Source organism: Corynebacterium bovis DSM 20582 = CIP 54.80, assembly GCF_030408615.1.
GTDB classification, from domain to species: Bacteria; Actinomycetota; Actinomycetes; order Mycobacteriales; family Mycobacteriaceae; genus Corynebacterium; species Corynebacterium bovis.
The window spans coordinates 546,800-573,526 of sequence record NZ_CP047187.1 but is presented as its reverse complement, the minus strand read 5'-3'; the positions used below and the strand labels follow the sequence as shown (position 1 = coordinate 573,526).

General features: G+C 73.7%; 17 protein-coding genes and 2 pseudogenes. 4 read left to right on the top strand and 15 right to left on the bottom strand.

What is annotated here, in order from left to right; all coding sequences use genetic code 11:
* Nucleotides 1–184: 184 nt before the first annotated feature.
* Both CBOVI_RS02220 and glmS read right to left on the bottom strand, forming a co-directional pair.
* Entirely contained in the window at nt 185–1,672 is a 1,488-nt protein-coding gene (locus CBOVI_RS02220) for a hypothetical protein (protein ID WP_010274518.1), read from the bottom strand.
* Between the two features lie 314 nt (nt 1,673–1,986).
* Complete coding sequence (gene glmS, locus CBOVI_RS02215) at nt 1,987–3,849, bottom strand: glutamine--fructose-6-phosphate transaminase (isomerizing) (protein WP_010274516.1); 1,863 nt, start codon at nt 3,847–3,849, stop codon at nt 1,987–1,989.
* Nucleotides 3,850–4,060: 211 nt separating this feature from the next.
* Here glmS and CBOVI_RS02210 point away from each other — a divergent pair, with 211 nt between their 5' ends.
* Nucleotides 4,061–4,939 carry a dienelactone hydrolase family protein gene (locus CBOVI_RS02210; protein WP_010274513.1) on the top strand — a complete coding sequence of 293 codons (879 nt, stop codon included), beginning with the start codon at nt 4,061–4,063 and terminating at the stop codon, nt 4,937–4,939.
* Between the two features lie 445 nt (nt 4,940–5,384).
* Here the strand turns inward: CBOVI_RS02210 and CBOVI_RS02205 are convergent, their stop codons facing one another.
* The 10 genes from CBOVI_RS02205 to CBOVI_RS02160 form a co-directional block, all read right to left on the bottom strand.
* Complete coding sequence (locus CBOVI_RS02205; protein ID WP_125186018.1) at nt 5,385–5,657, bottom strand: hypothetical protein; 273 nt, start codon at nt 5,655–5,657, stop codon at nt 5,385–5,387.
* Nucleotides 5,658–7,428: 1,771 nt separating this feature from the next.
* Nucleotides 7,429–7,857 carry a hypothetical protein gene (locus CBOVI_RS02200; protein WP_010272233.1) on the bottom strand — a complete coding sequence of 143 codons (429 nt, stop codon included), beginning with the start codon at nt 7,855–7,857 and terminating at the stop codon, nt 7,429–7,431.
* Between the two features lie 138 nt (nt 7,858–7,995).
* The gene (glmM, locus tag CBOVI_RS02195) at nt 7,996–9,339 is read right to left on the bottom strand and encodes a phosphoglucosamine mutase (protein WP_029157987.1); all 1,344 of its coding nucleotides are present in this window, start codon (nt 9,337–9,339) and stop codon (nt 7,996–7,998) included.
* A 363-nt stretch (nt 9,340–9,702) separates the two neighbouring features.
* Entirely contained in the window at nt 9,703–10,215 is a 513-nt protein-coding gene (rpsI, locus tag CBOVI_RS02190) for a 30S ribosomal protein S9 (RefSeq protein ID WP_010272240.1), read from the bottom strand.
* The gene (gene rplM, locus CBOVI_RS02185) at nt 10,212–10,655 is read right to left on the bottom strand and encodes a 50S ribosomal protein L13 (protein ID WP_010272244.1); all 444 of its coding nucleotides are present in this window, start codon (nt 10,653–10,655) and stop codon (nt 10,212–10,214) included. The genes rpsI and rplM overlap by 4 nt, the downstream gene beginning before the upstream one ends.
* A 332-nt stretch (nt 10,656–10,987) precedes the next feature.
* Nucleotides 10,988–11,269 carry a WXG100 family type VII secretion target gene (locus CBOVI_RS02180; protein ID WP_010265362.1) on the bottom strand — a complete coding sequence of 94 codons (282 nt, stop codon included), beginning with the start codon at nt 11,267–11,269 and terminating at the stop codon, nt 10,988–10,990.
* 80 nt (nt 11,270–11,349) lie between these two features.
* Nucleotides 11,350–11,637: a WXG100 family type VII secretion target gene (locus CBOVI_RS02175; RefSeq protein ID WP_010265359.1), complete on the bottom strand. Its 288-nt coding sequence runs from the start codon at nt 11,635–11,637 to the stop codon at nt 11,350–11,352.
* A gap of 240 nt (nt 11,638–11,877) precedes the next feature.
* The gene (locus tag CBOVI_RS02170; protein ID WP_183273734.1) at nt 11,878–13,344 is read right to left on the bottom strand and encodes a type VII secretion-associated protein; all 1,467 of its coding nucleotides are present in this window, start codon (nt 13,342–13,344) and stop codon (nt 11,878–11,880) included.
* On the bottom strand, nt 13,341–16,517 hold the full coding sequence (locus CBOVI_RS02165) for an FtsK/SpoIIIE domain-containing protein (RefSeq protein ID WP_221190614.1): 3,177 nt from the start codon (nt 16,515–16,517) through the stop codon (nt 13,341–13,343). Before CBOVI_RS02165 ends, CBOVI_RS02170 begins: the two co-directional genes overlap by 4 nt.
* Nucleotides 16,518–16,792: 275 nt before the next feature.
* Nucleotides 16,793–17,632: a PRC and DUF2382 domain-containing protein gene (locus CBOVI_RS02160; protein ID WP_010269356.1), complete on the bottom strand. Its 840-nt coding sequence runs from the start codon at nt 17,630–17,632 to the stop codon at nt 16,793–16,795.
* Between the two features lie 679 nt (nt 17,633–18,311).
* On the opposite strand from CBOVI_RS02160, the gene CBOVI_RS02155 reads away from it, so the two are divergent.
* On the top strand, nt 18,312–19,667 hold the full coding sequence (locus CBOVI_RS02155) for a ubiquitin family protein (RefSeq protein WP_010269360.1): 1,356 nt from the start codon (nt 18,312–18,314) through the stop codon (nt 19,665–19,667).
* Nucleotides 19,664–20,746: pseudogene (locus CBOVI_RS02150) on the top strand (S8 family serine peptidase); the annotation flags it as partial. The gene CBOVI_RS02155 and the pseudogene CBOVI_RS02150, both read left to right, overlap by 4 nt.
* A 218-nt stretch (nt 20,747–20,964) precedes the next feature.
* Here the strand turns inward: CBOVI_RS02150 and CBOVI_RS02145 are convergent.
* Together CBOVI_RS02145 and CBOVI_RS10815 are read right to left on the bottom strand one after the other, a co-directional pair.
* Nucleotides 20,965–22,035 carry a type VII secretion protein EccB gene (locus CBOVI_RS02145; protein WP_269780430.1) on the bottom strand — a complete coding sequence of 357 codons (1,071 nt, stop codon included), beginning with the start codon at nt 22,033–22,035 and terminating at the stop codon, nt 20,965–20,967.
* A 44-nt stretch (nt 22,036–22,079) separates the two neighbouring features.
* A pseudogene (locus tag CBOVI_RS10815) lies at nt 22,080–22,358 on the bottom strand (type VII secretion protein EccB); the annotation flags it as partial.
* Nucleotides 22,359–22,498: 140 nt separating this feature from the next.
* Here CBOVI_RS10815 and CBOVI_RS02140 point away from each other — a divergent pair.
* A complete protein-coding gene (locus tag CBOVI_RS02140; RefSeq protein WP_125185958.1) occupies nt 22,499–23,779 on the top strand; it encodes a hypothetical protein in 1,281 nt (426 codons plus the stop codon).
* Here the strand turns inward: CBOVI_RS02140 and CBOVI_RS02135 are convergent.
* On the bottom strand, nt 23,748–26,693 hold the full coding sequence (locus CBOVI_RS02135) for a DUF6541 family protein (protein WP_125185957.1): 2,946 nt from the start codon (nt 26,691–26,693) through the stop codon (nt 23,748–23,750). The two genes, CBOVI_RS02140 and CBOVI_RS02135, sit on opposite strands and share 32 nt — an antisense overlap.
* Nucleotides 26,694–26,727: the final 34 nt, after the last annotated feature.

Here is a 26,727-nt window from a genome sequence, read left to right as displayed (position 1 = left end):
CTGGTGTATGTTTATCGCGCCCCCCATCAGGGGTGAGCGGTCACATCACACCCCGCCTCCCGGCAACGCCGACAATGCAGAAGGGGCCGCCCACACCCGCACGCGCGAGGTGTGGACGGCCCCTGTCTCCGGACCTGAGGTCACGACATCCCGGGAAGCCCAGGGACGTCACTCACCGAAGTGATCACCGGTGAGTGAAGGACCACCACCAGCTGATGGCACCGGCGATCCCGGCGACACCGAGGAAGCCCAGGATGATCTGGCTGATCGAGGCCGGCAGCGAGCCGGTCGTCGTGCCCTTGCCATCCAGGCTCCCGAGCAGCGAGCTGTTGTCCTTGGAGCCGACGAGCGTGGTGAGACCCGAGGGGACGGAACCCTGGATCTTGCCGCTACCCGGGACGTCCTTGTCGCCACCCTTGTCCTTGGAGTCCTTGTCACCGGTCAGCGACCCGGTGATATCGGCACCAGCGAAACCCTTCCCGTCGAGCACGTCGGTGATCTTGCCGACGATCTCGAGGAGGACGTCAATGAAGGTGCGCTCCTTCTCCGGCTTCGGATCAACGGGCTTCGGATCGACCGGCTTCGGGTCAACCGGCGCAGTCTCAGACGGCTTCGGGTCAGCCGGCGCCGTCTCGGAGGGCTTGCTCGCCTCAGTCTTCTTGCCGAGGCTGCCGGTGATGTCGGACCCGGCGGTCACCTTGCCGTCACCCTTACCCTCGCCCTTACCGAGGCTGCCGGTGATGTCGGACCCGGCGGTCACCTTGCCGTCACCCTTACCCTCGCCCTTACCGAGGCTACCGGTGATGTCGGACCCGGCGGTCTCCTTGCCGTCACCCTTGCCCTCGCCCTTACCAAGGCTGCCGAGGATGTTCACCACAGCGGTCCCCTTGCCGAGGCTGCCGGTGATGTCGGACCCGGCCGTCGCCTTGCCGTCACCCTTACCCTCGCCCTTGCCGAGGCTACCGGTGATGTCGGACCCGGCCGTCGCCTTGCCGTCACCCTTGCCGAGGCTGCCGGTGACACTGTCCGACGACTTCGCCGAGTTCTGGAGGCTGCCGACGATGTCAACCCCCTTGCCGTTCAGCTTCACCACCGTGTTCATGGCACTCCCGACAAGCTCCGTGCCGTACTTGTCGTCACTGCCCTGCAAGGCCTTGAGCGCACCGGCCATGAACTTCGAGAGCAGGTTCGCGGCGGAACCGACCGGAGCCTGGTCATCGGGGTTCGCACCCCCGTTGTCATCGCCCGCACCCTCGGCCTTCTTCTCGGAGCTGCCGAGCGTGCTCAGGCTGCCGGTGATGTCCGAGCCGGCGGTGCCCTTCTCGTCGCCACCCTTGCCGGCGACGCCGTCCTTGCCCAGGCTGCCGACCGCGGAACCGACGGTGGCCTGCCCGCCGGCGCCACCGTCGCCGGTGACCGCGGTGCCCGTGGCCTTGCCCGTGGCCTTGCCGAGGCTGCCGTCGATCGTGGAACCGACCTGCCCCTGAGCGGTGTCAGCCTTCTTCCCCGTGGAGCCCAGCGACCCCTGGACCGAGCCCTTGTTGTCCCCGGAGCCCTTCGCATCATTCGAGCCCTTGACGTCCGACGACCCCTTGGTCCCGCTCGACCCCTTGACGGACCCGTCGAGGATGTTGACCTCCGCCTTCTGCGTGGTCGTTGCATCGTCTGCCACAGCGTGAGGGGCGGTCGCGACCGCGCTGGTGACAAGACCAGCCACCAGAACAGTGGCCATCTTCTTCATGTGGGTGTACCTCTCATGATCGGTCACCGGCGGCGTGTTCCCCCGGCGTTCCTGACACTCACATAAGCATTTCCCCCGCAGACGCTTCAACTATACAGCTTTCCCGGCCAAAGACTTCACTCCCGAAGCTCCGTCCCCACCCCGGACGGTGAACCCCACTGCCTGCACCTTTGCAGCAGAGGTCGGCGTCGTACCCCCACTACCCCCACTCCCGGCCACCCCCCGGGGCCGGAGCGGGGCGGAACCTACTCCACCGTGACCGACTTCGCCAGGTTCCGGGGCTTGTCGATGTCCGTGTTCCCGCACTGCCGGGCGATCTCCGCCGACAGGAACTGCAACGGCACCGTCGACAGCAGCGGCTGCATCAACGTCGACGACTTCGGGATCTCCAGCAGCGTGTGCGCGTACGGACGGACCGCCTCGTCCCCCTCCTCCGCGATGACGATCGTCCGCGCACCACGCGCGCGGATCTCCTGGATGTTCGTCACGATCTTGGAGTGCAGGACCGGCCGGCCCTCCGGGGAGGGGACGACGACGACCACCGGGAGATCATCCTCGATCAGCGCAATCGGACCGTGCTTCAACTCACCGGCCGCGAACCCCTCAGCGTGGATGTACGCGAGCTCCTTCAGCTTCAACGCGCCCTCCAACGCCACCGGGAAGCCCACGTGCCGGCCGAGGAAGAGCATCGTCGGGATCGCCCCGAGCTCGTCCGCCAGGGCGTGCACCTCATCCTGGAGCTCCAGGACCTTCTCGATCTTCGCGGGGATCTCCTCCAGCTGGGAGTAGATCACCTCGATCTCGTCCGGGTACTTCGTCCCCCGGGCCTGCGCCAACGCCAGGCCGACGATGTAGTTCGCCGCGACCTGGGCCAGGAACGCCTTCGTCGACGCCACCCCGATCTCCGGGCCGGCATGCGTATACAGCACCGCATCCGACTCCCGCGGGATCTGCGACCCGTTCGTGTTGCACACCGCCAGCACCCGCGCGCCCTGCGACTTCGCGTGCCGCACCGCCTCCAGGGTGTCCGCCGTCTCACCCGACTGGGACACCGCGACGACGAGCGTCTGCTGGTCCAGCACCGGGTCGCGGTAGCGGAACTCCGACGCGACCTCGATCTCCACCGGGATGCGCACCCAGTGCTCGATCGCGTACTTCGCCAGCAGGCCCGAGTGGTAGGCCGACCCACAGGCGACGACGAAGACCTTCTCGATCTGCCGCAGATCCTCATCCGACAACCGCTGCTCGTCGAGGATGATCCGCCCGCTGTCGTAGTGGCCGGCGAGAGTGTCCCGGATCGCGGCCGGCTGCTCGAAGATCTCCTTCATCATGAAGGAGTCGTACCCGCCCTTCTCCGCGGCCTCGAGGTCCCAGTCGATCGTGAACGGGGTGCCCTCGACCTCCTCACCGCTGAAGTCCATGATGCGGTAGCCGTCGCGGGTGATCGTCACCGCGTTGTCCTGGCCGAGCTCCACCGCGTTCTTCGTCTGCGCGATGAACGCCGCGACATCCGAGCCGAGGAACATCTCCCCCTCGCCGACACCGACGATGAGCGGGGTGGACTTCCGGCCCGCCACGATCATCTCCGGGTGGTCCGCGTGCGCGAACAGCAGGGTGAAGGCGCCCTCGAGACGGCGGAGGACGTGCAGCGCGGACGCCTCGAAGTCACCGGCCGTCGGGCCGTCGTTGTACGCGAGGGCGACGAGGTGCGCCGCGACCTCGGAGTCCGTCTCACTGGCCAGCTCGATGCCGGCGGCCTCGAGCTCCTTGCGCAGCGGGGCGAAGTTCTCGATGATGCCGTTGTGCACGATGACGGCCTTGCCGTCGAAGGACACGTGGGGGTGGGCGTTGACGTCCGTCGGGCGGCCGTGGGTCGCCCACCGCGTGTGGCCGATGCACGTCGTGCCCGTGAAGTGGTCCCGGCCGACCTCGTCGAGCCGTTCGCGGAGGTTCGCGAGCTTGCCGGCGCGCTTCTCCACCTCGACGGTGCCCTGCTGGATCACCGCGATCCCGGCGGAGTCGTAGCCCCGGTACTCCATCCGCGCGAGCGCGTCGTATCCGATGTCGAGGGCCTGGGCGTCACCAACGTATCCCACAATTCCACACATGCGCCCTACATTAGCGCCCTTCCCCGTCATGCCCGAAACCATTGTCGACGGCCCGGCCCGTCGTGACAGAAACCGCTCCCGAGGGGCCGTGCCGTCGTGCCGGAAACCGCTGCCGAGGGGCCGTGCCGTCGTGACAGAAACTGCTCCCGAGGGGCCGTGCCGTCGTGACAGAAACCGTTATCCACTAGGCTCGGAGAGCGTGGCTAAGAAAATGAAAGACCTCGTCCCCCGACTCGCCAAGCGCGGACCGCACCGCGTGCTCGTCGGCGATCTCGCCTTCGCCGGACTGCCCGGCAAGGTCTACACCCCCGCCGAGGGCAAGGCCATCCCCGGTGTCGCCTTCGGACACGACTGGTGCACCCGCATCGACGGCTACCACGCCACCCTGCGGCACCTCGCCAGCTGGGGCATCGCCGTCGCCGCCCCCGACACGGAGAACGGGGTGTTCCCGAACCACCGCGGATTCGCCTCCGACCTGGAGTCCTGCCTCCAGATCCTCGCCGGGGTGCGCCTCGGCACCGGCAACATCACGGTGTCCCCGCACCAGCTCTACACCGCCGGCCACGGCATGGGCGGCGGCGCGGCGATCCTCACCGGCAGCGGCCGCACCGGCACCAGGGCACAGAAGGGCTACGCGACGGAGCCCGCCCTCGCCGGGGTCATCACCATCTACCCGTCGGACACGACGCCCAGCTGCTACGACGCCGCCGAGCGCGTGACCGCGGACGGCCTCATCTTCTCCCCCGGCAAGCTGGGGACCGTGCCCGGTGGCGACGCCGCACGTGTCGCCGCCCGGTGGGGTGGGGACATGATCTACCGGCGTGTGGACAAGGGCTCCGCCCCCGGCTTCCAGGAGAAGATCGGCCGGCGGCTGCTCCTGGGCACCGGGCTGCCCGAGTGGTCGCGCCAGGACGTCATCCGCGCCCTGATGACGGGGTTCATCCTCGCCGGGCAGGACAAGACCTACGCCGCGTTCCGCGAGGCGGACGAGAAGGTCAAGGGGACGACGACCTTCACCCGCGAGGAGCTCACCGACTCCCTGCCGGAGAACGCCGACCTCGCCCGCCGGGCCGAGAAGGTGCGGCTCTAGCGCAGGACCGGGCCGGGGCCGGTCCGGCCGTCGCCCCCGACGAGTCCGGGGGCGACGCCTCCGGGGCCTGCGACCGGGCCGGCCGCGGTTCCCCCGACGACTCCGCCGCCTCCGGGGCCTGCGACCGGGCCTCCCGCCGGCGTCAGCCGCACTCCCCCGCCACAGGACTGCGGCACGGTCGCCTTCCCGCTGACACCCGGCGCGGCCGCCGAGGCCGAGGCAGCCGAGGTGGGTGGCGTCCCCGAGGCACCGTGTGCGCGCAGCAGGTCCGCCCGTTCCGCACACACCCGCTCGAACTCCGCGGTGATCTCCCGCAGCCCGGCCAGGTACTCCTCAACGAGGTGCCGGTACGGATCCCCGCCCGACCCCGCCGGGGGCAGGTCGCGGGGCACATCCCGGGCGGCGCTCCGGGGCATGTCGCGGGGCGTGCCCCCGGGTCCCGACGTCACCACGTTCCACTCCTCTCCAGCCCGACGGCGTTCCCGCCGTCCGACGGCCCGGCGGCCGCCCCCTCGAACACACCGGCGTCCCCGCCGGCCCCTCCGGCGAACGCGCCGGTGTCGCCGCCGTCCAACGCACCGGCAGTCCAGACGTCCGGACGCCACGACTCCGCCGACGGCTCCACGCCCGCCCCCGGAGCACCGACGTCCCCGGTCCACACCGGGTCCGGCGCATCCGTCGCAACCGGTTCCGGCCCCGGCCCCATGTCAGGTCCCACGTCAGGTCCCGGCCCCATGTCTGGTCCCGCGTCCGGTGCCGGCGCGACACCGTCGACACTCCACGTCGGCTCCACACCCGGCCCCGGTCCGACGTCCGGTGCCGGCGCAGCCCCGATCCCGGTCTGAACGAACCCGGCCTCACGGAACTGGGGCTCTCCGGACTGTGGCTCTCCGGACTGTGGCTCATGGAACTGGGGCTGCGCACCCGAACCTGCTCCGTCACCGCCGAGTGCTCCGGTCACCCCGGCCGGAGCCGTCGCCGACCCGGTAAGGGTCCCGACGGACCCCTCAACGATGCGCGCATCCGCAGCCCGACCGTGGACGGTGCCGGTGGCGTGGTGGAGTGCGGAGTCGACGACGTCCACCCCCGACGACACCGCTGACGACACCACCGATGACGCAGTCGAGGACACCGTCGGTACCGCAGACGACGGTGCCTCGGACGGTGCCGGAGAGGCCGTCGCCGACGGTGCCGGCGTGACGCAGCAGCACGACGTTCCCGTCGCCGTTCCGTGGCAACACGCACCGTCCGGCGACGTGGGCGGCGCAGCAGGCGGAGGGCAGTCCGCACCACCGGGCGGCGGCGCATCCGGCACCACCGGCGGCGGAGGCGGCGTCGGCGCAGGCGGCGGGCACTCCGAACCACCCGGCGGCGGCGCATCCGGCACCACCGGCGGTGGAACCGGAGGACCAACCGGCGGAGTCACCGGCGGCGGAGGCGGCGTCGGCGCAGGCGGCGGAAAGTCCGAACCACCCGGCGGCGGCACATCCGGCACCACCGGCGGCGGAACCGGAGGACCAACCGGCGGAGTCACCGGCGGCGGAGGCGGCGTCGGCGCAGGCGGCGGGCAGTCCGAACCACCCGGCGGCGGCGCATCCGGGACCACCGGCGGCGGAACCGGAGGACCAACCGGCGGAGTCACCGGAGGCGGCGGCGTCGGCGCAGGCGGCGGGCACGGCGGCGCAGGAACCGGCGGCGTCGGCTCAGGCGGGCAGGGCGCAGCAGGCGGCGTCGGTGCCGGCGCCGGCGGAACCGGCCCCGCCGGGGTGACCGGCGGAGGCGCCGCAGGCGGCACCCCCGGGCCCGGCGGCACGGACGGCACCCCCGGGCACGCCGGCACGGACGGCACCCCCGGGCACGCCGGCTCCGACGGCACCGGAGGCGGAGGCGGCGCGACGCTGAGGGGGACGTCGCACCTCCCGGGGACCGCAGCCGGCGCCACCGTCTTCTCGAGAACCCCCATGCACTGCAGCAGCAGCTCGTTCCGGCCGGTGAGAATGCCGCTGACCACGGACAACGCCGTGCGGATGACCTCCCGGGCGGCCTCGAGCACCGGGGGCGCCAGCACCCCCGCGCCACCCAGGCCCCCGCAGAGCGCCACGGCCCCGGCGACGACCGACTCGACGGCCGCGACCGCCCCCGACTGCACCGTCCCCATCGCCGACGCACACGAACACACCGACCGCTCCGCGTCCGCGGCCCGGCGGTCCTGCTCGCTGCGCTCCTCGGACGCCCCGGACAGCGCACCGGACGGCACCGTCCCCGCGACGTCGATCAACGCCGAGACCACCGACGAGATCTCACTCAGGCCCGTCAGCAGCGTCCCCACCGACGGCCGACGGGACGGGATGCCCGCGGTGACGGCCGCCGGGTCGAACCCCCTCGTGAACGCCGCGGCATCCATGAGCCGCCGGGCCTGCGGGCCACCCACACCCAACGCCGTGGCCGCCCCGGCGAGCGAGCCGACCGCGCCCTCGAGCACCCCCTGCTCAGCGGACATCACGCACCTCCCCGGGCCGGGCCGCCGGCCGGTCACCGGTGGAGAACGACGACGCCGACGCCTCCTCCGCCACAGCCACCGCGCGGACGAGAACCCCCGCGTCCGCGGCGGCGTCCCCGAGCCGCGCCGCGTGGGCGACACGCACCCGGTGCGCCTCGGCGAGGAGCGACACCACGCGCGCCGCCTCCGCCGCCACCCCCCGGCCGAACGCCCCGGCGGGGACCGTCGGCGGCGTGGCCCGCAACGTCGCGACCGTGTCCCCCATGACGGCGGCCAGCCGGGTGGCGGCGTCGGACGCCCCCGGAACATCGAGCCGGAGCCCACCCCCGGCGACCCCACCGGCCGGAGAACCGGCCGCACCCGGCGGCGCGACCCCCTCCCCGGGACTCCCGCCACCGCGAACCTGCGGATCCCCCATCTCTACCCCTCCCACCGACCGTCCCACGTCCGGGTGGACGCGGTTCCACACACCACGGGCGGATCATCTGGAGTGGTTAGTCTCCACCGCAGCCGGGGAGGTTCCCCGGGGGTGGGAAACGGGTGGAGCGGCGGGCCGTCAGACCTCCGCGACGACCGACGCGAGCCGGCCCGCGATCCGACGGGCGTCCGCCGACGACGTCGCCTCCACCATCACGCGGTACTTCGGCTCCGTGCCCGACGGCCGGAGCAGCACACGCCCGTTCTCCCCCAGCTCCGCCTCCGCCTCGGCGACCGCGGCGCGGACGCGGGCGTCGTCGGAGATCCTGCTCTTGTCCTCCACCGGGACATTGATGAGCGTCTGCGGCAGCACCGTCATCACCGACGCGAGCTCCCGCAACGACCGGCCCGTCGACGCCATCCGCGCCATGAGGCTCAGCCCCGTCAACGTGCCGTCGCCCGTCGTGCCGTGCTCCGGGATGACCACATGGCCCGACTGCTCCCCGCCGAGCGAGAAATCCCCGGTCCGCAGATCCGCGAGCACGTACCGGTCCCCCACCCGCGTCTGCCGGACCGTGATGCCCTGTGACTCCATCGCCAGGGACAGACCCAGGTTCGACATCACCGTCGCGACGAGGGTGTTCTTCTTCAGCTCGCCGTCCTCCTTCATCGCCACCGCGAGCACGGCCATGATCTGGTCACCGTCGACGACGGTCCCCTCCGAATCCACCGCCAGACACCGGTCCGCGTCCCCGTCATGGGCCAGGCCCAGGTCCGCGCCGTGCTCCACGACCGCCTCCTGCAGCACGTCGATGTGCGTCGACCCGCAGCCGTCGTTGATGTTCAGGGCGTTCGGGCGGTCGTGGATCGCGACGACGTCCGCGCCGGCCGCCGCGTACGCCATCGGCGCCGCCTGCGACGCCGCACCGTTCGCGCAGTCCACGACCACGCGGATGCCGTCCAGCGGCGTCGGGACCGCCTCGCCGAGGTGGAAGAGGTAGCGCTCCAGGGCGTCGTTGTCCTCCTCGATGATCCGGCCGATCCCCGCGCCCGTCGGGCCCGTCTCCTCCAGCTCCAGCATCGTGGCCTCGATCTCGTCCTCGACCGAGTCATCGAGCTTGTGGCCGCCCGCGGCGAAGAACTTGATGCCGTTGTCCGGCATCGGGTTGTGCGAGGCGGAGATCATCACACCCATGTCAGCGCCGTAATCCCCCGTGAGGAACGCGACAGCCGGGGTGGGCAGCACGCCGACCTGGAGCACGTCCACACCCTGCGACGCCATCCCCGCGGCGAGTGCCGCCGAGAGCATCTCCCCCGAGATCCGGGGGTCGCGGCCGATCACCGCGGTGGGCTTGCGCTGCGAATTCGCCGCCGTCTCCGTGAGCACCCGTGCAGCGGCGGCGCCCAGCCGCATGGCCATCGGCGCCGTCAGTTCCAGGTTCGCCAGCCCCCGGACGCCGTCCGTTCCAAACAGTCGTGTCATGAAAGGGCATTCTACCTGCCGGGTGTCCGTGCGTTCCGTGCGCCACGGGGGCGGGGCCGGGTGGTGTGGGAGGGCACGGTTCGGGTGCCGACGGAGCCACTGAACGGCGAACCAGCCCGCCCCCGGAACCACCCCCCGGGAGCGCCCCGCACACCCCCCGGAACGCGGAACCACCCCGCGGGAGCGCCCCGCACAACCCCCGGAACGCAGAACCACCCCGCGGGAGCGCCCCGCACAACCCCCGGAACGCAGAACCACCCCGCGGACCGTGAGGTCCGTGGGGTGGTGTGGAGCCGCAGTGCCCGGCCACAGTGACCGGTGCGGGCTGCGCTCTCCTGTACTCCGGGTCGCCCCGGCGCCGGATCAGCGCTTGGAGTACTGCGGCGCGCGGCGGGCCTTGTGCAGACCGGCCTTCTTGCGCTCGACGGCGCGGGCGTCACGGGTGAGGAAGCCGGCCTTCTTCAGCTCGCCACGCTCCTCCGGGTTGTACTTGTTGAGGGCGCGGGCGATGGCCAGGCGCATCGCACCGGCCTGGCCGGACGGGCCGCCACCGTTGAGCGTCGCCTGGATGTCGAACTGCAGCTCGCGCTCCAGCAGGACCAGCGGCGCCTTGATGAGCTGCTGGTGCAGCTTGTTCGGGAAGTAGTCCTCCAGGGTCCGGCCGTTGCAGGTGAACTGACCGGAACCCTCGACCATGCGGACGCGCACGATGGCGCGCTTACGACGGCCGACGGTCTGGATCGGGCCCTCGAACGGCTGGACGGCGACGGGAGCGTCGTCCGCGACGGTCTCGACATCGGCGATGGACTCACCGATGGTCGCGACGAACTCCTCGTTGACGGCCTCGGTCGCCTCGTAGTTCTCGTTCTCGGTCACTGTGCCACCTGCTCAATCGTGTAGGTCTCGGGCTTCTGGGAAGCGAAGGTGTGCTCGGGGCCGGCGAAGACGCGCAGCTTCTTGACGGAGGCGCGGCTCAGCTTGTTGTGGGGCATCATGCCCTCGATGGCCTCGGCGACGACGCGCTCGGGGTGCAGCTCCATCGAGCGACCCAGGGTCAGGGTCTTCAGACCGCCCGGGTAACCGGAGTGACGGTAACGGAACTCACGGTCACGCTTGTTCGAGGAGATGTGCACCTTGTCGGCGTTGACGACGATGACGTAGTCACCGCAGTCGACGTTCGGCGCGTACTGGGGCTTACCCTTACCGCGCAGCAGGTCTGCGACGGTGACGGCGAGGCGACCCAGGACCACGTCAGTGGCGTCGATGACATACCACTTACGGGTGATGTCACCGCTCTTCGGGTGGAAAGTAGTCAAGACTTTCTCCTTGGTCTCGATGGAACTGCCAGCCGGCGCTGTCTCACCCACGGCGGCCGGTGGAGACCCGTGGGTCGATCCGCCGTCCCCGACGACCGGTGACCGGCACGTCAGGGAGGATGGATCGCAACCCGAACGACTTTAGTGGACAGGACCCGGGATCTGAAATCCCTCCCGCCCACCCGGGGGCTCGACGCCGCACGAGGTGGCCCCCGGCGCGTGAGCAGGGCCGGGCGGGTGCGGCCGGGCGGGCGGGTGCGGCCGGGCGGGCGGGCGGGTGCGTGCCCGGCGCGTGCCTGCGCCGGTGGCCCCGGGACCGGGCCGGGCGGGTGTCAGGCCCAGCTGTTCGCCGCACTCGTGTTGATCCGGGCCATCCGGTCGTTGGCGTCGCCCACGGCACGGGCGATGGTGGACAGCACGGCGTTGAGTTCCTCCGCCGCCGCGTCCCACCGGCGCTGAGCCGCCTGGTACGCGTCGGCACTGTCCCCCTGCCACTCGGCGACCATCGGCGCGAGGTCCTGTCTGAGCTGGTCCAGCATCGTGCCGACCCGGCCGTTGGTGGCCTGGATGTCCGTGGCAGCCTGCGCGATCTGCGCGAAATCGTAGCGAATCATGTCCGCCTCCCCCTTCGGTGAGATGAATGTTCCTGGTGTCGTGGCCGGTCCGTGGCTCACGGCCGGCCGGCGGTGCGGGATCAGACGCGGAACGCCGCCGCGTTGTCCGCCTCCACCTGCGCGAAGCCGCGGGCGTTGGCGCGGATGTTCTCCGCGATGCTGGTCAGCGCCTGGTGCAGCTCCCGGGCGGAGTCGTTCCACCGCACCATGAGCTGCCCGAACGCGGCCTGGGCCTCGCCCTGCCAGGCCCCGGAGACTGAGTCCACGGTCCCCTGGAGCCTGCGGAGTTCCGCCTGCACCTCGGAGTTGACCGTGTCCACCTTCCCGGCCGCGTCGTGCATGACGTCGGTCGTCGTCCTGAAGTTCACTGGTTCCCCCTGTGTCCTGTGTCGTCGATGCGCCCCGGCCGCTCCGGCGGGGCGGTCGCGGCCCACCGACCACGACATCTCTTTAGTCCCCGGTTCCCGCCGCCCGGTTCCCCCGTCCCGGCGGAGGACCCCGGTCCCACCCCGGATCGGGTGTGACGGCGTCCCCGGTCACCGCTTCGCCGGCGTTGTCGTTCAGCACGTCGCCGGCGTTGTCGATCAGCACGTCACCACCGTCCCCGGTCACCGTTTCACCACCGTCCACGTGACGGCTTCGCAGGCCCGACGGCGTTCCTCGGTCGCCTCCCGGTACTGACAGCCCACGGAGACCTGCGCGCCGTCGATGAACCGGACCGTCCACGCGGTGAGCGACCCGGGGAACCGCTCCTCGTACCGCACCGGCCCCGTGCCGGTGACCGTCAGGTCGGACGCGGCGGCGAGCGCGTCGAGCACCGCGGTGTCGAGGGCGTCCTGACTGCGCACCGGCACGTTCGTCGCGGCGACGATCACCCTCATCCCCGGGTCGTCGGACACCCAGGTCTCGCGTCGGCCGGCGACGTCCGTGAGCCGCCACCCGGGCACGGTCACGTCGACGGGCAGCGCGGACCGCGCGCCCACCCCGGTCGGCCCCGTCGACCCGCCGGTCCCGGCCGGGCCGTCGTCCGGGTTCGCCCCCGCCGCGCCAGCCGGGCCAGCCGCGCCCGCCGCGCCACCTGGCCCGTCGCGGCCCGGACCCCGGGGCACGGCCCCACCCGGTCCCGGCGCGCCCGACCCCGGGGGAGATGCCGTCGTGGGCGTGGTCGTCGCCCCGGCCGCGGCCGACCGTCCGGCCCCTGCCGTGCCCGTGCCCGCCGTCGTCGTCGCCGTCGCGGCCACCCCGGTCGGGGACGACGCCCCGTCTCCGCCACGCACGCTCCACACCGCCGCGACAGCCACCCCGGCGCACGCCGCGACAGCCACCGCCAGGGCCGGCCGCGCAACCGCCCCGGACACCCGGGCCCGGTCACGCCCCGGTGCGGCGGCGCAGACCCGGGCGACGCCGCGGACCACGAGGTCCCGGGCGCGCTCCCGCTCGGGCCCGCCGGCGGCGTCGGCACCGTCCGCTCCGACGGCCGCGTCACCCACACCGTCGGCACCGGCTGCACCGGCTGCACCGTCGGCTCCGGCGGGGGCGTCCACACCGGCAGCTGTTCCGTCGACACCCGCGGCCACCCCGCGCCCCACCCGGGCGGGATGACCGGCCAGCGCCTCCAGCTCACGCTCCACCTCGGCGAGCTCCGCGGCGATCCGCAGGCACGCCGCGAGGTCGACGGTCCGCGCCCGCAGCCCGGTGACCCGCAGGTGGTCGGCGACGACGTCGGCGTACGGTCCGACGACAACCACGTCTGGGACCGCCGCCCCGAGCCCCCACGGGCACCTCTCCACCAGACCGGACCGGGCGGGCGCGAACACCGAGGTCACGGGCACGTTCGGGTCCTGCCGCGCGTCGAACTCCCGGCGCTGCTCGAGCAGGTCCCCGACGAGTCGCCGCAGCACCGTCAACGCGTCGACGGACACGGGCGACCCCCGGTACCTCACCTCGTGCGGTTCCGCGACGAGCTCACCCTCCCCGGTGACCTGCGCCCCCGTGATGAGGTCCGTGGCCGACATCCCGTTGACGAGGATCCCGGACTCCGACAGCGCCACCGCGCCCGCGACAAACCCGTTCACGGCTGCGCCACCTGCACCTGCCAGGCCTCATCCTGGACGAGCACCGCCCGTCCCGGTGGCCGCGGACCCAGCTGCTGCCCCGCGACCGGCCCGTCGTCCCTCGGCGCGGAGAGCAGCAGCCACGCCGACTGGTCCCGCAGCCCCTGGAGGAACGGGGTGAAGGCCGCCCGCGACATCCCCCCGCTGCGCCGCGCCTGCACCACGTGCAACCCGATGTCGCGCGCGTGCGGGAGCAGCGGCACCAGGGCCCCGGTGAGGGCCGGGTCGACGTGGTCGGCGTCGTCGACGACCAGGACGATCTCCGGCCCGTCCCACCAGGACCGTTCCCGGACCTGGGTGGGGGTGAGCCCGTCCAGGTCCGCGGGGATCCGGTGGGAGAGGGTCTCGACGATGTCCTCCAGCTCAGCAGCCCAGGCGGCCCCGCTGCGGTAGCCGGGTTCGCCGAGGAGCCCACGGCGGACGTCGCCGGTGAGCAGCCGCACGGACCCGGGCTGGTCCTCCCCGATGGCCGCGAGACCACGCAGGACGGTGCGCAGGGCGGTGGTCGCGCCGGCGCCGGCCTCCCCGACGACGGTGAGGTGGGGGTGGCCGCCGAGGTCCCACGTCACCGGCTCCAGCCGCGGCCCACCGACCCCGAGGGGCACGCCGTCCAGGCGGAGCAGCGGGTCGCCCGCGGTGCGGTGGCGGCCCCGGGCACGTCCGACGTCGACGAGTCCGGCCAGGTCAGCACGGGTGAGGTGCGCCGGGAGGACCCGCATCCGCAGCTCCGGCTCCCCGCGGCCCACGGCGACCCGGCGGCCGTGCCCGATGTCCTGCGCGGTGACGGTGACGACCTGGATCTGCCGCCCCGCCGGCGACAGTCCACGCCCCGGGACGTCGGGCATCGCCGCCTGCGCCCGGCGGAACCGTGACTCCGCCGGGTCCACCGCGAGCTCGACGGCCCCGGTGAGGGCGTCGCGCAGCTGCGGGCGGATCATCCACCGCAGGGACGTGACGACGAGGTGCGTCCCGCGGTCCAGCCCGCGCGTCGCGATGTCCACGAGCCGGGGGTCGTCGCCGACGGCGTCGAGCCCGTCGACGAGCAGCACCGTGGGCGACCGGGACTCCATGCGCAGGAGGACGTCGTCGAGCACCCGGTCGACGAGACCGGGGCCCGCGACGGCGGCGACCTGCGGCAACCGGCCGAGCTCCGTGAGTGCACCCCCGCCGTCGACGACGTAGACGGCGACCCCGGGGCTCGACAGGCTGAGGGCCAGGGCGACCGCCCGGACCAGCGTCGTCTTGCCGGACTGCGGGCGTCCGACGACGATCCAGTGCCGGCGCCGGAGGTCCATCGTGAACGGCTGCTGCCGCCCCTCGAACGGCAGGTCCTCCCGCGCGACGACGGCCGTGAGCGGCTCGGACTCCACGACGACGGCGCTGGCCGGCAGCTCGGCCGGCAGCGGTGGCAGCCACACCGGGTGGCGGCACGGTCCGGCGAGGCTGTCGACGACGAGGTCGAACGTGCTCCGCGTCGCCTCCGGCTCACTCCCCAGCGGGCGGACGACCCGCCGCTCCCGCGGATGCTCCGGGCCGGACACGTACGCGGCCTGGAACCGCACGGTGTGCCCCTGCGCGGCGAGGATCGCCGCACCCGGTTGCGGCGGCAGTTCATAGGCCGCCGACGTGCCGATGAGCGCCCGGGACTCCTGCGCGGAGAACGTGCGCAGCGCGATCCTGTAGCTCAGGTGTGACTCCAGTCCGCGCAGCCGACCCTCCTCCAGACGCTGCGAGGCGAGCAGCAGGTGCATCCGCAGGCTCCGCCCGAGGCGCCCGACCGCCGCGAAGACGTCGGCGAACTCGGGGCGGGCGTGGAGGAGCTCGGAGAACTCGTCGACGACGATCAGCAGGGCGGGCATCTCGCCCGGCCACCGGCGGTTGAACTCCGCCGCCGTCGACAGGCCCGCCGCGTGGAGCCGCTCCTGCCGGCGGTGCATCTCCCCCAGCAGCGCATCCTGCATCCGGTCGACGAGCACCGCGTCCTCCGAGAGGTTCGTGATGACCGCGCTCGTGTGCGGCAGTCGTTCGAGCCCGAGGAACGCCGCACCACCCTTGAAGTCGACGAGCACGACGTTGAGCTCCTCCGGCGGGTGGTGGTGGACGAAGCTCACGACGACCGTGCGCAGGAACTCCGACTTCCCCGACCCGGTCGCACCAATGCACAGGCCGTGCGGGCCGATGCCGCCCAGGGCGGACTCCCGGATGTCGAGCGTCAACGGCCGCCCGGACTGCGGCCCGTCGTCCACGACCACCCCGACCGGGGCCGTGAGGTCCCCGCCGGGCAGGTCGAGCAGCGACCCCCGGTCCTCCCACCGGGCGCGCCGCCGGCACACGAGCTCGAGCTCCACGTCGCTCAACTGGTCCGCCCGCCCCGTGTCACGCCAGCCCCCGGACGCCCACACCGCGAGGGTGCCGTCGTCCCGGGCGTCGAGGAACACCCCCTCCCGCCGGGCGAACTCCTCCCACTCCGGGGTGGGCGAGTGCACGACCGTGCCCCGGGCGACCGGCGCCGACCCGTCCGCGAACGTCACCGTGAGGGGACCGTGGTGCGGCAGCCACCGGTCGTGCGGCCCCCGCACGGTCACCGCCGCCGGGTCGTGGAGGGCGAGCTGCGCCTGCATCGCGCGCACGAGCCCCGGCCCGCGCGGCCCGGTGACGACGACGCATGCGCAGTCCTGCAGGTCGACCGAGACCGGCCCCGGGACCGTCGCCGCCGCGTCGAGCAGGTTCCGCAGCGACGCCACGCACAGCGGTTCGAGATCCTCCGGCGACCCGGTCACCGCGACGTCCAGCGGCTCGTCCGGGGCCTGGCCGGCCACCCCGACGCGGACGACCCCGGCGGGGGCCGACGTCCCCGTCCCCGTCAGCGTCCACAGCACGTCCGGGTCCGGGTGCGCCGCCGCGGCCCGCTCACGCTGGCGGCGTCGGGACTCCGCGACCTCCTCCACAACCTCCCCGAGGTGACGGTGGTACGCGCGGCGGCGGCCGTCGACATCCTGACGCGGGGCGAGCGAGGCGATGACCGACCCCACCATCATCAGCGGGAACGCGAAGGTCATCGGCGACCGGCCGGCACCCGAGAGCACCATCGCCCCGACCATGCCCCCGACCGCGACGAGCATCACGACGGGCATGACGAGCCTGGTGAACGGCTGCGCCTCCTGTGGCACAGACGGCGGTGCCTTGACCTTCACGGCGTCCCCTCCCCCGGCGGAGCTCCCCCGGTCCCCCGGTGCACCGACGCACCCGGGCGGACCCCGGGGCCGGGAACGGCGTCCCCCACCCCGCGCGGCACCCCTCCGCCCCGGCACCGCGTTCCCCCGACACCCTACAGCACACATGCGGCACCCGCCCACCCCCGGGACGGATCCTGGGGACGAGCGGGTGCGCGACGGGTGGAGCTGCGGTGTTACTTCCGCTTGCCGTCGACGTCGTTGGTGCCCTTGACACCCTCGGTGTCGATGTGCTCCTTACGGACGTCGTCGGAGTAACGCTTGGTGTCCGTGACCTGCTCCTTGCCGAGGGAGACCTTCTCCACCGGCACGGACTCCTTGGACACGTTGACCTTGTCCTCGTGCAGCGTGACGGACGCCTCCTGCTCACCGATGTTGCCGTCGTAGTTCTTGGCGTCGGACTCGGAGATCGGGGTGCGCTCGACACGCACCTCCTCGCGGGAGACGGGGACCTCGACGGTCTCCTTCTCCGTGGTGACGTACTTGCGCAGACGGGCCTCGCCGGTGGCGACGCGGTCCTTGTCGACGTTCAGCTGCTCCTCGGAGCGGATGATCTCCTGGTCGCCGGCGCCGTTGGCCGTCGTCGTGCCACCCTTGGACGTCGTCCCCGCACCGGCGGCGGCACCGGTCCCGGCGCCCGCCGCGGCCTGCTGCTGACCGGCGTTGCGGTCGGCGTCGGTCACGTAGGTGTCACCCTCGTCGGCACGGTCCAGGCCGTAGTGGGCGTAGATGCGGTTCTGGTCCTCGGGGGTGAGGCCCTTCTCCGCGTCGAGACCCGGCGCATCCTTGATGCGGTCCTTCTCGAAGGCGAGGTTGAGCTTGCCGTCCTCGAGGCGGTGGCCGCGCAGCGGGACGAGGCTGCTGCTCATGCCGAACAGGCCGTGGTTGACCTCGACGAACGTCGGCTGACCGGTGCGGTCGTCAACGAAAATCTCCTTGACGCTGCCGAGCTTGTCGCCGGACTTGTCGTATGCGGTTGCGTCGAAAAGATCCTTGATGTTCTTCTTCTCAGCCATGGGGCGATCATCCTTTCCAGTGCCGGTGGAGCGTCGACGGTGTAAAACAAAATATTCGACCATCCGTTAGATCGCCGCATAAAGTGCGGGATCCAACCGGATCCGTCTGTCGTCCAGCTCACCGGAGTTCTCGATTTCATTGTCTGTCTTCACAGACACCACAGGTCTGCTACCGGCCATAACGTGCCGTGCAGCCGGTGACTCGTCCGAGTGTAAAGAAAATCCCGCAGCCTCGCCACGACCCGCCTTCCGCCGGGAGAATATCCGGGGTTTGGGGGTGAAGTTTCAGCCGACGTTTGCGCACGTGAGAGCGCGGGTGGACGCGGAGAATGTCCCGAGTATCACGGTCAGGTAACAGTTTCTTAGCAATCGTACGGGGCCCGCCATCTGCTATTCCCCTGCTATTCACCCGGGCGTCATCCGGGCCGGTCGGCGGGCAGTGTGGACGGGGTCGTGCAGGCCGCCGGGGCGTGACCGTCGTCCACCCCCGCGGTGTCCACAGCGACCGCCGCGTGGTCCCCCTGCCGGTCCCCCGCGGTGTCCACAGGGGGCGCCGCGCTCCCCCTCCGGCGTCCGCCCCCGCTGTTAGAGTGTGCCGCACCGGAAGTGTCCGCAGGGGGCGGGCACGGCCCCGTCCGACGACGGGGCTCACCAGGTCATCCACCGGGGGGTTCCCATCATGCTCGCCATCAGTGTCTCCGTGCCGTCCGAGGGCCGGGTCATCGAGGCCGCTGTCGCCGACGACGTCCCCGTCGCCGAGCTGCTCACCCACCTCGTCTCCGTGCCCGCCGGGGCCCGTGCCGTGCTGCGGGCCGGGCCCCGGACCCTGCCCCCTGAACTGACCCTCGCCGAGGCGGGCGTCGGGCCCGGCGCGTCACTCACCCTGGACCGGCCGGTGGATCCGCCCCTCGACGTGCCACCGCCCCCGGTCGCCGCGGTCGCGCACCTCACGGGCCCGGTCAGGGCGGTGCCGCTGGCGTGGATCGTCGCGGTGGTCGCCGCGGTCACGACGTGGCGGACGCCGCCGGTGTGGGACCCGACGCGCGCCTCCGGTGACCTCGCGGTGCTCCTCGCCGCTGTGGGGGTCGGCGGGGCCGGGGGCGCGGCGGACCTGCCCCGGCCTCCCGTCGGGGCGTCGCCGTCGGTGCTGGTCTGGACGGTGGCGGTGACGGCGCTGGCGGCGGTGGCCTGTGCCACGGCCTCGGTGCGTGACCGGCGGTTCGTGGTCGTCGCCGCGGTCCTCGGTGCCGGGCTGGGGCTCCACGTCAACGTGCTCACGGCGACGGTCCTCGCGTTCCTGCTGGTGTGGCGGCGGGGGCCGGTGCGCACGGTCACGGTCACGCTCGTCGCGGGCGCGGTGGCGGCGGCGTGGCCCGGGGTCGGGCTCGTGCTCGCGGTGACGGCACTGACGTTCTCCGGGCAGCTCGCGATGCTGGTGGCGCGGGTCACTGTCCCCCCGGTTCCCGGGGTCTCGACGCTTCCCTCCGCCTCCGCACCACCCGACCCGGCGGCGGACCCGGGTGGTTCAGCGCCCTCCCCCGGTAGGGCGTCCGGTGCGCCGGGGGCGGCGGGTGCGGCCGGGTCGGCGGGTGCGCCGGGGGCGGCCGGGACGCGGCTGGACACCCCCGGTGCCGCCGAGGCTGCGGACGCCCTGCGGACGCACTCCGCGCTGGTCGTCGGACTGTGCGCGGTGGTCCTCGGGTGCGCCGTGCAGATCGTCCCGTGGGGGACGGCACCGGCGTGGGGTGTCGCCGCACTCCTCGCCACGGCCGTGACCGGCCTGTCCGCCCGTGGGTGCCGGCCGGTCCACGCCGTCGCCGTGACGGTGACGTCCGTCGTGCTCGTCGCGTGGGTCGCGGCGCAGGTGCCGTGGGGTGCCGGTGCCCTCGTTCTCGTGGCGCTGCCGCTCGTGCGGCGGACTCCACCGCTGGTGAGCCGCGGTGTGGACGTCCTCGAGGGCGCGGCGTTCGCGGCGGTGGTCCCGCTCGGGCTGGCGACCACCGGCCTGTTCGACCTGGTGCGGGGGTTGGCATGAGGTCACGACCCGGGCCGGGGGCCTCGCGCGGTGCCGTCCGCGCGGTCGCGGCGGCGTTCGGGGCGGGGATGGCCGCGATCCTCACCGTCATCCTCACCACCGCCGCGGTCACCGCCGCCGGGGGCGCCGTCGATGCGAGCGCCGCCGGGACCGACGCTGTCGTCGACGGTGCCACGGGGACCGGGGCCGCCGGTGACGCCGTCGGTGAGCCCGGCCCCGCCCCGGCGCAGGACCGGCCGGCGCAGGACGCCCCTGTCCGGACCGGGTGCGACGAGCCCCTCACCGGCCCCCCACGCCCCCTCGACGTGGCCGGACCCGGTGGGCCCGCCGACGGGCGTGGGGTGCGCGTCACCGTCATCGACACCGGTGCGGCCGCGCCCGGTGTCACCGGTGACCGGGACGACTGCCGCCTGCACGGGACGGCCGTCGCCGGCGTCGTGTCGACCGTCGCACCCGGCGCGGCCCTGACCTCCAGGCGTCACGGCCCGCCGGACGCCCCGGGGTCGGGTCCGGTCACGGACCTCGCGGCGACGATCTCCCGGGCCGTGGACGAGGGGGCGCAGATCATCACGCTCTCCCTCATCGCCTGCACCGGCCCACCCGACCCGGTGACGGGCTCCGGCCCCGGCCCTGCCCCGGAGGCGGACCCGGCGCTCCGAGACGCACTGCAGCGTGCGGCGGCCGCGGACGTGCTCGTCGTCGCCGCGGCCGGGAACACGGGCCAGTGCCCGGGGGACGCGCCCCCGGTCCCGGCGTCGCTGCCCGACGACGACGCCCCGGGACTCGTGACCGTCGGCGCGGTCGAGCCCCGGGTACGCCACGGGCGTGGTCGGGACCTCGACGCGGGGCGGCACCCCGCCCCCTACAGCCTCACCGGCGCGTGGGTGGACGTGTACGCACCGGGCGGCCCGGTCTCCGCACTGCACGACGTGCCCGGGCGGGCCGAACCGGTGGTCGTCGTCGGCGACCCGGACCCGTTCACCGGGACAAGTTTCGCGGCCCCCGTCGTCACGGGCACCGCGGCGCTGGTCCGTCAGGTCCTGCCGCGGGCGACGGCCCCGCAAGTGAGGAGGATCCTCCTCGGGACGTCCTCCCCGCCGCCGTACCCGGTGGTGGACCCGCGCCGGGCGGTCGACGAGGCGCTGGCGCTGCGCGACGCCCTGTGGGCACGGCCCCCCGAGGATCCGGTCGACGCGCTCACCCGGCTCATGGACCAGCGGGACCGGCAGCGGTTCCAGGCCGCGGGGACGCTGCCGGCCGCGGTGGACGTGCCGGTCCGTCGGGAACGGCGCCGCGACTACCGGATCCCGGTGGTGCTGTCGGCACTGGTGGTTGCCGGTGTGTGCGCGGGCACGGTCCGACGGGCCCGGTCCGCGGTGAGCTCACCGCCGTCGGGCAGGACGGCGATGACGCTCCACGGCACCTCGGTCGGGTCACCGAGCCCCAGTGCGGCGAGCTCGTCGGCCGACCCGGCGCGGAACCGCACGCCCGCGTCACTGACCACGTACAGTCCACGTTCCGTGACGAGCGCCGCGGATCCCCGGGGGGCACGGAGATGAACGCCGTCACCGCCGTCACTGTCGTCGCCGGTCCCGCCCCTGGCCGCGTCCGTGGCACCGGGTCCGCCGGCCCCGCCGCTGTCCCTGTCCGCGTCCGTGGTGCCGGGTCCGCCGGTCACACCGGCACCGTCTGCCACCACGATTCCGGCGGGGCCGTCGCGGTCGGCCGCGTCCCCGCCGACGCAGACACGCCCCGGATGCGCCCACTCCACGTCGTCGGCGGGAACCCCGGGCAGCGCCTCCTTCTCCGGGAGCGCCAGGACCGTGGAGAGGGCGGCGTCGATCTCGTCGACACCGGCGAGCGCACCGGCGAAGGCCTGCTGGGCCCCGTGCACCTCACCGACCCCGCCCTCGACCACGAGAAACATCCGGCCACCGGCCCTGACGATGCGGCCCTGCACGTCGAAGGGGGCGGGGAGCCCCGACGGCCCGCGGGGCAGGACGACGTCCGGCCCGCGGGGGACGGCGTCGAGGACGACAGGGTCAACGGGCACGGGACGGACCCCGAAGGCCCGCGCCGCGCCGGCGTCGATCCGCGACCGCGAGCCGTCGGTGACGAGCCAGGTGGTCGCCTCTCCCCCGCCCGGCGCGGAGGATTCCCCCGGGGTCTCGGCGAGGAACGACCCCGCCGGCGGGAGCGGCGGCCCGGCGACGACCTCGACGTGCCGGGCGTCGGCCCCGGTGTCCCGCCCGGCCGGCGAACACAGGTACCACGACGACCGTTCCGCCGGTGTGAGCTCGGGTGCGACCGGGATGCCGACCGGTGGCCCCTCCGGGTACCGGCGCAGCTCCTGCGCGGTCGTGCGCACCACGGGATCGGGGCGGCCGAGGAGGAGCCGCGGGCCGAGGCGACGTTCGTCACCGGATGGAAGGTGTCGTCGACACGGACGTACACGCCCCCGGCGTCGTCGACGACGATGCCCGCGTCCTCGATCGACGGCTGCGGACGCATAACCGCGAGCGCCGCCGCCACCCCCGCGACGAGGGCGGTGAGCAGCACGCCGACGAACACCGCCCGGCGTTGCGCGCGCAGCGGTTCCCCCGACATCCCCCCGTCGCCGAGGACGAGTGCCCGCTCGCACATCCGGACGAGAAACGCGTGCCCGGAGACCTGCAACGCGGTTGTACGCATGGTGTCCCTCCCCGCCGTGCGCCGTCACGGCGCGGCGGTGTCACCGGGTGCCGACTGTCCCGTCACCCCGTCCGCCCCGCCCGGTGCCCCCGCACCGCGCACACGACTGTCACGAGGCTACAACACAGGAGAAGCACGTCATGAGCATCCTCGGCACCATGCTGGTCCTCGGCGTGGCGGCGACCGGAGCGGCCGCGGCCTGGGCCGCGCACGACCGGTGGGCGTCGCCGCCGTCACGGCCCCCGACGCGCGCCGGCCGGGTCCCGGGCCCCGGCACCGTCGGGACCGGCGGACCGTCCGGCGCGCCCGGCACCGTCGGCACCGTCGGCGCCGTCGGGACCGGCGTCGACATCGTGTGGTTCCACGTCCACGGCCCCGGCACCCCGTCCGGGTCCTCCCCGTCCGCACCGACCGCACCCGGCACCCCGTCCGGATCCGCCGGCCCACCCCCGGGCGTCCTGGACCTCGACGTCCTCGCCGCGTCCCTGCGGATCCCCCGCGATGACCTCCGCGCCGCGGAGGTCCCGCTCCCCCGGCCGCGCACCCCGGCCGCCCGGACGTACGCGGGTCTCGCGGCCATGCTCGGCCCGTCGGTCCGCACGGTCGTCGGCGTGCCCGGCGCGGTCGCGCAGCGGATGCCGTGGGCGGCCGCGGCAGCCGGCGTCATCGCCGTGCAGCTCGGGGAGGAGGACGACGCAGCCCCTCCCCGGCTCCCCTCCCTGACGGGCCCCGACGCCCCCGCGACGCCACGCCGCGTGCCGGTCCACCCGGTGCCGGGGTGGATCATCGGGACCGACGTCCACGGCGCGGCCCTGACGGTCCCGCTCGCACCGGGCACGACGGTGCTGCTCACAGGGCCGGCGGCCGAACTCCACGTCCGGACGCTCCCCGTGTCGGGGCGGCGGTGCGTCGACGTCACGGACCGGCCACCCGCCACCGACGCCACGGCGCCCGCCGCCGGGCACACGATCCGCCGCGACGCCGAGGCCGGGTCAGGCGATGGCCCGTCCGAGGGACTCGGCGTGACGGGGGTGAGCCCGGACGACGCCGCAGCGCCGGCGGACGTCGTGGTGATCCGCGTGCCGGCCGGCGCACCGGACTGGGTTCCAGTGTGGCGCCGGGCGTGGCATCCGCAGAGTTGCCGGCTCCTCGTCCTCGCCGACACCCACCCCGCGCCGACGACTCACACCCCCGGCATCGCCACCGCACACCCGGGTACCACCACGGCCACAGGCACCCCCACCGGGCCCCTTCCCGCCACCGCGCCCCCGGACGCCGCCACCGCACGCCCGGACGTCGTCACCGGGCACCCGCTCGTCGGCCCGGCCGTGGACATGGTCATCGACACGGCAGGGACCCTCGTCACCGGGACGCCACCCCGGGCGGTGGTCACGTCGTTCCAACCGCTCCCACTGCGGTGAGGTCACCCTCGGCACCGGTGGCAGGGTCCCAGCCCTGCCCGCCGTCGACCTCGCCCGCGCCGGCACCCGTCCCGTCGCCGTCCGCGTCCGCCCGAGCCCCGGCACCCGTCCCGTGGCCGTCCGCGTCCGCCCGAGCCCCGGCACCGGGCTCCCCCGCGCCCCGGTCAGCGCCGGACCGCCCGCGCGGCCGGTCGCCGGCGTCCGCGCCGGACCGCTCACGGGCGGCGTCGTCACTCCCCCGCTCCCGGGCGGCGCGCGCCTGCTCCTCCCGGGCCTTCTCCCGGGCGACCGACGCCTCGGCCGCCGCCCGGTCCCACGTCTCCGGACGCGGGAACCACGGTGCCGTCGGCCGCTGAGAGTGCCCACCGGGCCGCTCGGCCTGGGTCCGCAGCGGCGGCAACGGGTCAGGCGACGTCGTGTCGCGCCGCATCGCCTCGAGCTCCTCGTCGGTGAACGCGGCGTTGACCGCGTAGACGACCGTCCGGCCGTCCTTGTACACCGGCGTCGTCCCCGGGGCGGTCATGAGCCCCTCGACCTGCTCCGGGATGTCCTTCTGGAACCCGAAGAAGCTCGGCGGGGAGGAGATGTAGTAGTTCACGCCCAGGTCACGGGCGGCGAAGTCAGCGACGTTCGCGTACCCGGGCCGGGGCGCGCCACCCGGGTGCTCCGGCGGCAGCCCCGACCCGAACAGGTCGGGGTGCCAGAAGACCATGTTCGTCGCGGAGTCCTCCGGCACGGTCGGCCAGAGGAAGTGCCGGTGCAACGACGGGAGGTCGTACAGCGGGTACATCCACCCGGTGCCCTCGGCGGGGTTGCCGGCGATGAGCCCGTCGTAGGCCTTCGGGGCGGTGGTCAACCACCGGAACGCCCCCATTTCGGAGTCGGTGATGACCCGGGGTTCCCGGCTCGCCCCGAGGGACCAGTCCCACCCGTCGTCGTGGCGCTCCTGCGCGCCGACGACCCCGGCACCCACGGCCAACGCCAGCACCACGGCGGTGACCGACCCGGCGGCCGCGACGCCCCGGTGGCGGCGTCGGAAAACCCGGGTGAGCAGGCCCCCGGTGATCGCCCGGATGACCCCGGCGACCGCCGCGGCCGCGGCGACCGCGGTGAGCAGCGCGACCGGCACGATGAGCCGGTGCGTCGTGTTGTAGTGCATCGACCCGACGGCACGGCTGAGGTCCCCGACGACCCCGTCGAAGTTCTTCACGCTGTGCACGGCGACGACCGCGAACAGCAGGTACGCCACGGGCACCCACAGGGCCCGCCGCCACACCAGCAGCACGATCATGCCGACCGCCGCCGCCCACAGCACAACCCAGGGCACGCCGAAGTCGATGGCGTGCCGGCTCTGGAGTTCGAGCACGAGCTTCCACGACCCCAGCCGGTCGACGGGCTGCACGTCGGAGAAGGCGTCGACCTCCTCCGCCTGGCCGAGCCCCGCGAGCCACTGCGGCACGAGGATCACCGCGGCGATCAGCGCCGCCGCCGCGAGGTACACGACGTCACGGATCCGCACGACGACAGCCCGCGACCACCGGCCGGTCACCCCCCACACGGACTCGCCCGGCCGGAGGGCCGGGGCCCACAGCCGCCACAGCAGCCACCACGCGCCGACGAGCATGACCACGACCGTCGCCACCGACGGGTGCATGACCCCCGCCCCGGCGAACGCGAGGGCCGCGGGCAGGATCGCCACGGGCCGGGCCGGGACGACCGCGAACAGCGCGACGACGATCCCGACCATCCCCATGCCCGCGAGGTACGGCCACGCGCCGACGTAGTAGCTGATGAAGTACACCGGCAGCAGCCCGGTGACGATGACGGCGGCGAGCCCCGCGGTCGTCGCCGCCCCGGTGCCCCGCTTCCCGACGGCGAGCCAGCCGAGGAACGCGGCGGTCGCCGGGATGCACAGGGACGGCAGGACGATGCCGGTGATGTTGACCGTCGCGACCGGGGACAGCCCGGTCACGGCCTGGTACACGGCCCCCATTGCGTGCCAGCCGGTCGGGTAGTACAGCGCCTTGCCCGTCTCGACGTTCTGCAGCGGCCCCATCGTGTCCGACCCGGCGAGACCGGTGTCCATGATGTAGCGGATGACACTGGCGTGCCAGTGGACGTCCCAGCCCTGGTAGATGTTCTCCAGCCCGCCCGGCGCCCGGCGCAGGACGCTGACGCTGCGGGCGAGGAGCATGACGACGCCGGCGACGACGCCGATGACGGGCAGCAGCCACATCGGGTCGAGCAGCCCGCCGTGCCGGTCCGGGGAGCGGAACCAGCGGACGACGCGTTGGGCGACGGGGGTCCGCCCACCGCCGACGGGTCGCGCTGTGCCGCTCGCGGGCACGGCCGTGCCCGGGGCGGTCGCCGGGTCGGTCGCAGAGTCGGTGGCCGGGTCGGTCCCGGGGTCGCTGGCGGGCTCGGCACCGTCGGCCGTCGCGGGGGTGCCCGGGTCGGTGACGACGCCGTCCTCCGCCTCCTCCGCCCCACGCGGGGCGGATTGCGCCGCAGCGACCGACGTCACGCCGTCCGCATCCGCGGGCGTCGCATCCTCACGCGCGGAACCGTCCGCGCCACCCTCACCGTCGACACCGCCGGCACCACCCGCACCGCCGGCCGCGGCCTCCTGCGCCGCCGCGCGCCGCCGCCGGCGACGTCGCACGAGCACGAACGCGAGCCGCCACACGAGACACAGCAGCGCCGTGACGACGGTCCCGACAGCCACGCTGGCCAGCGTGTACCTCACCCCCAGGTGGCCGTAGATCCAGGCGAGCGCCCCCCAGACCCCGGCGGTCACGGGCACGGAGGCGGCGACGGCCCACGGCACCCGCAGGCCGGCGCACCATCCGATGACGGCCCCCGGCACCACGAAGACGGCGATCGCCACGAGGGCGGCGGTCCACACACTGATCATCCTGCGCTGACGTCCTCACTGTCTCGGCGACGAC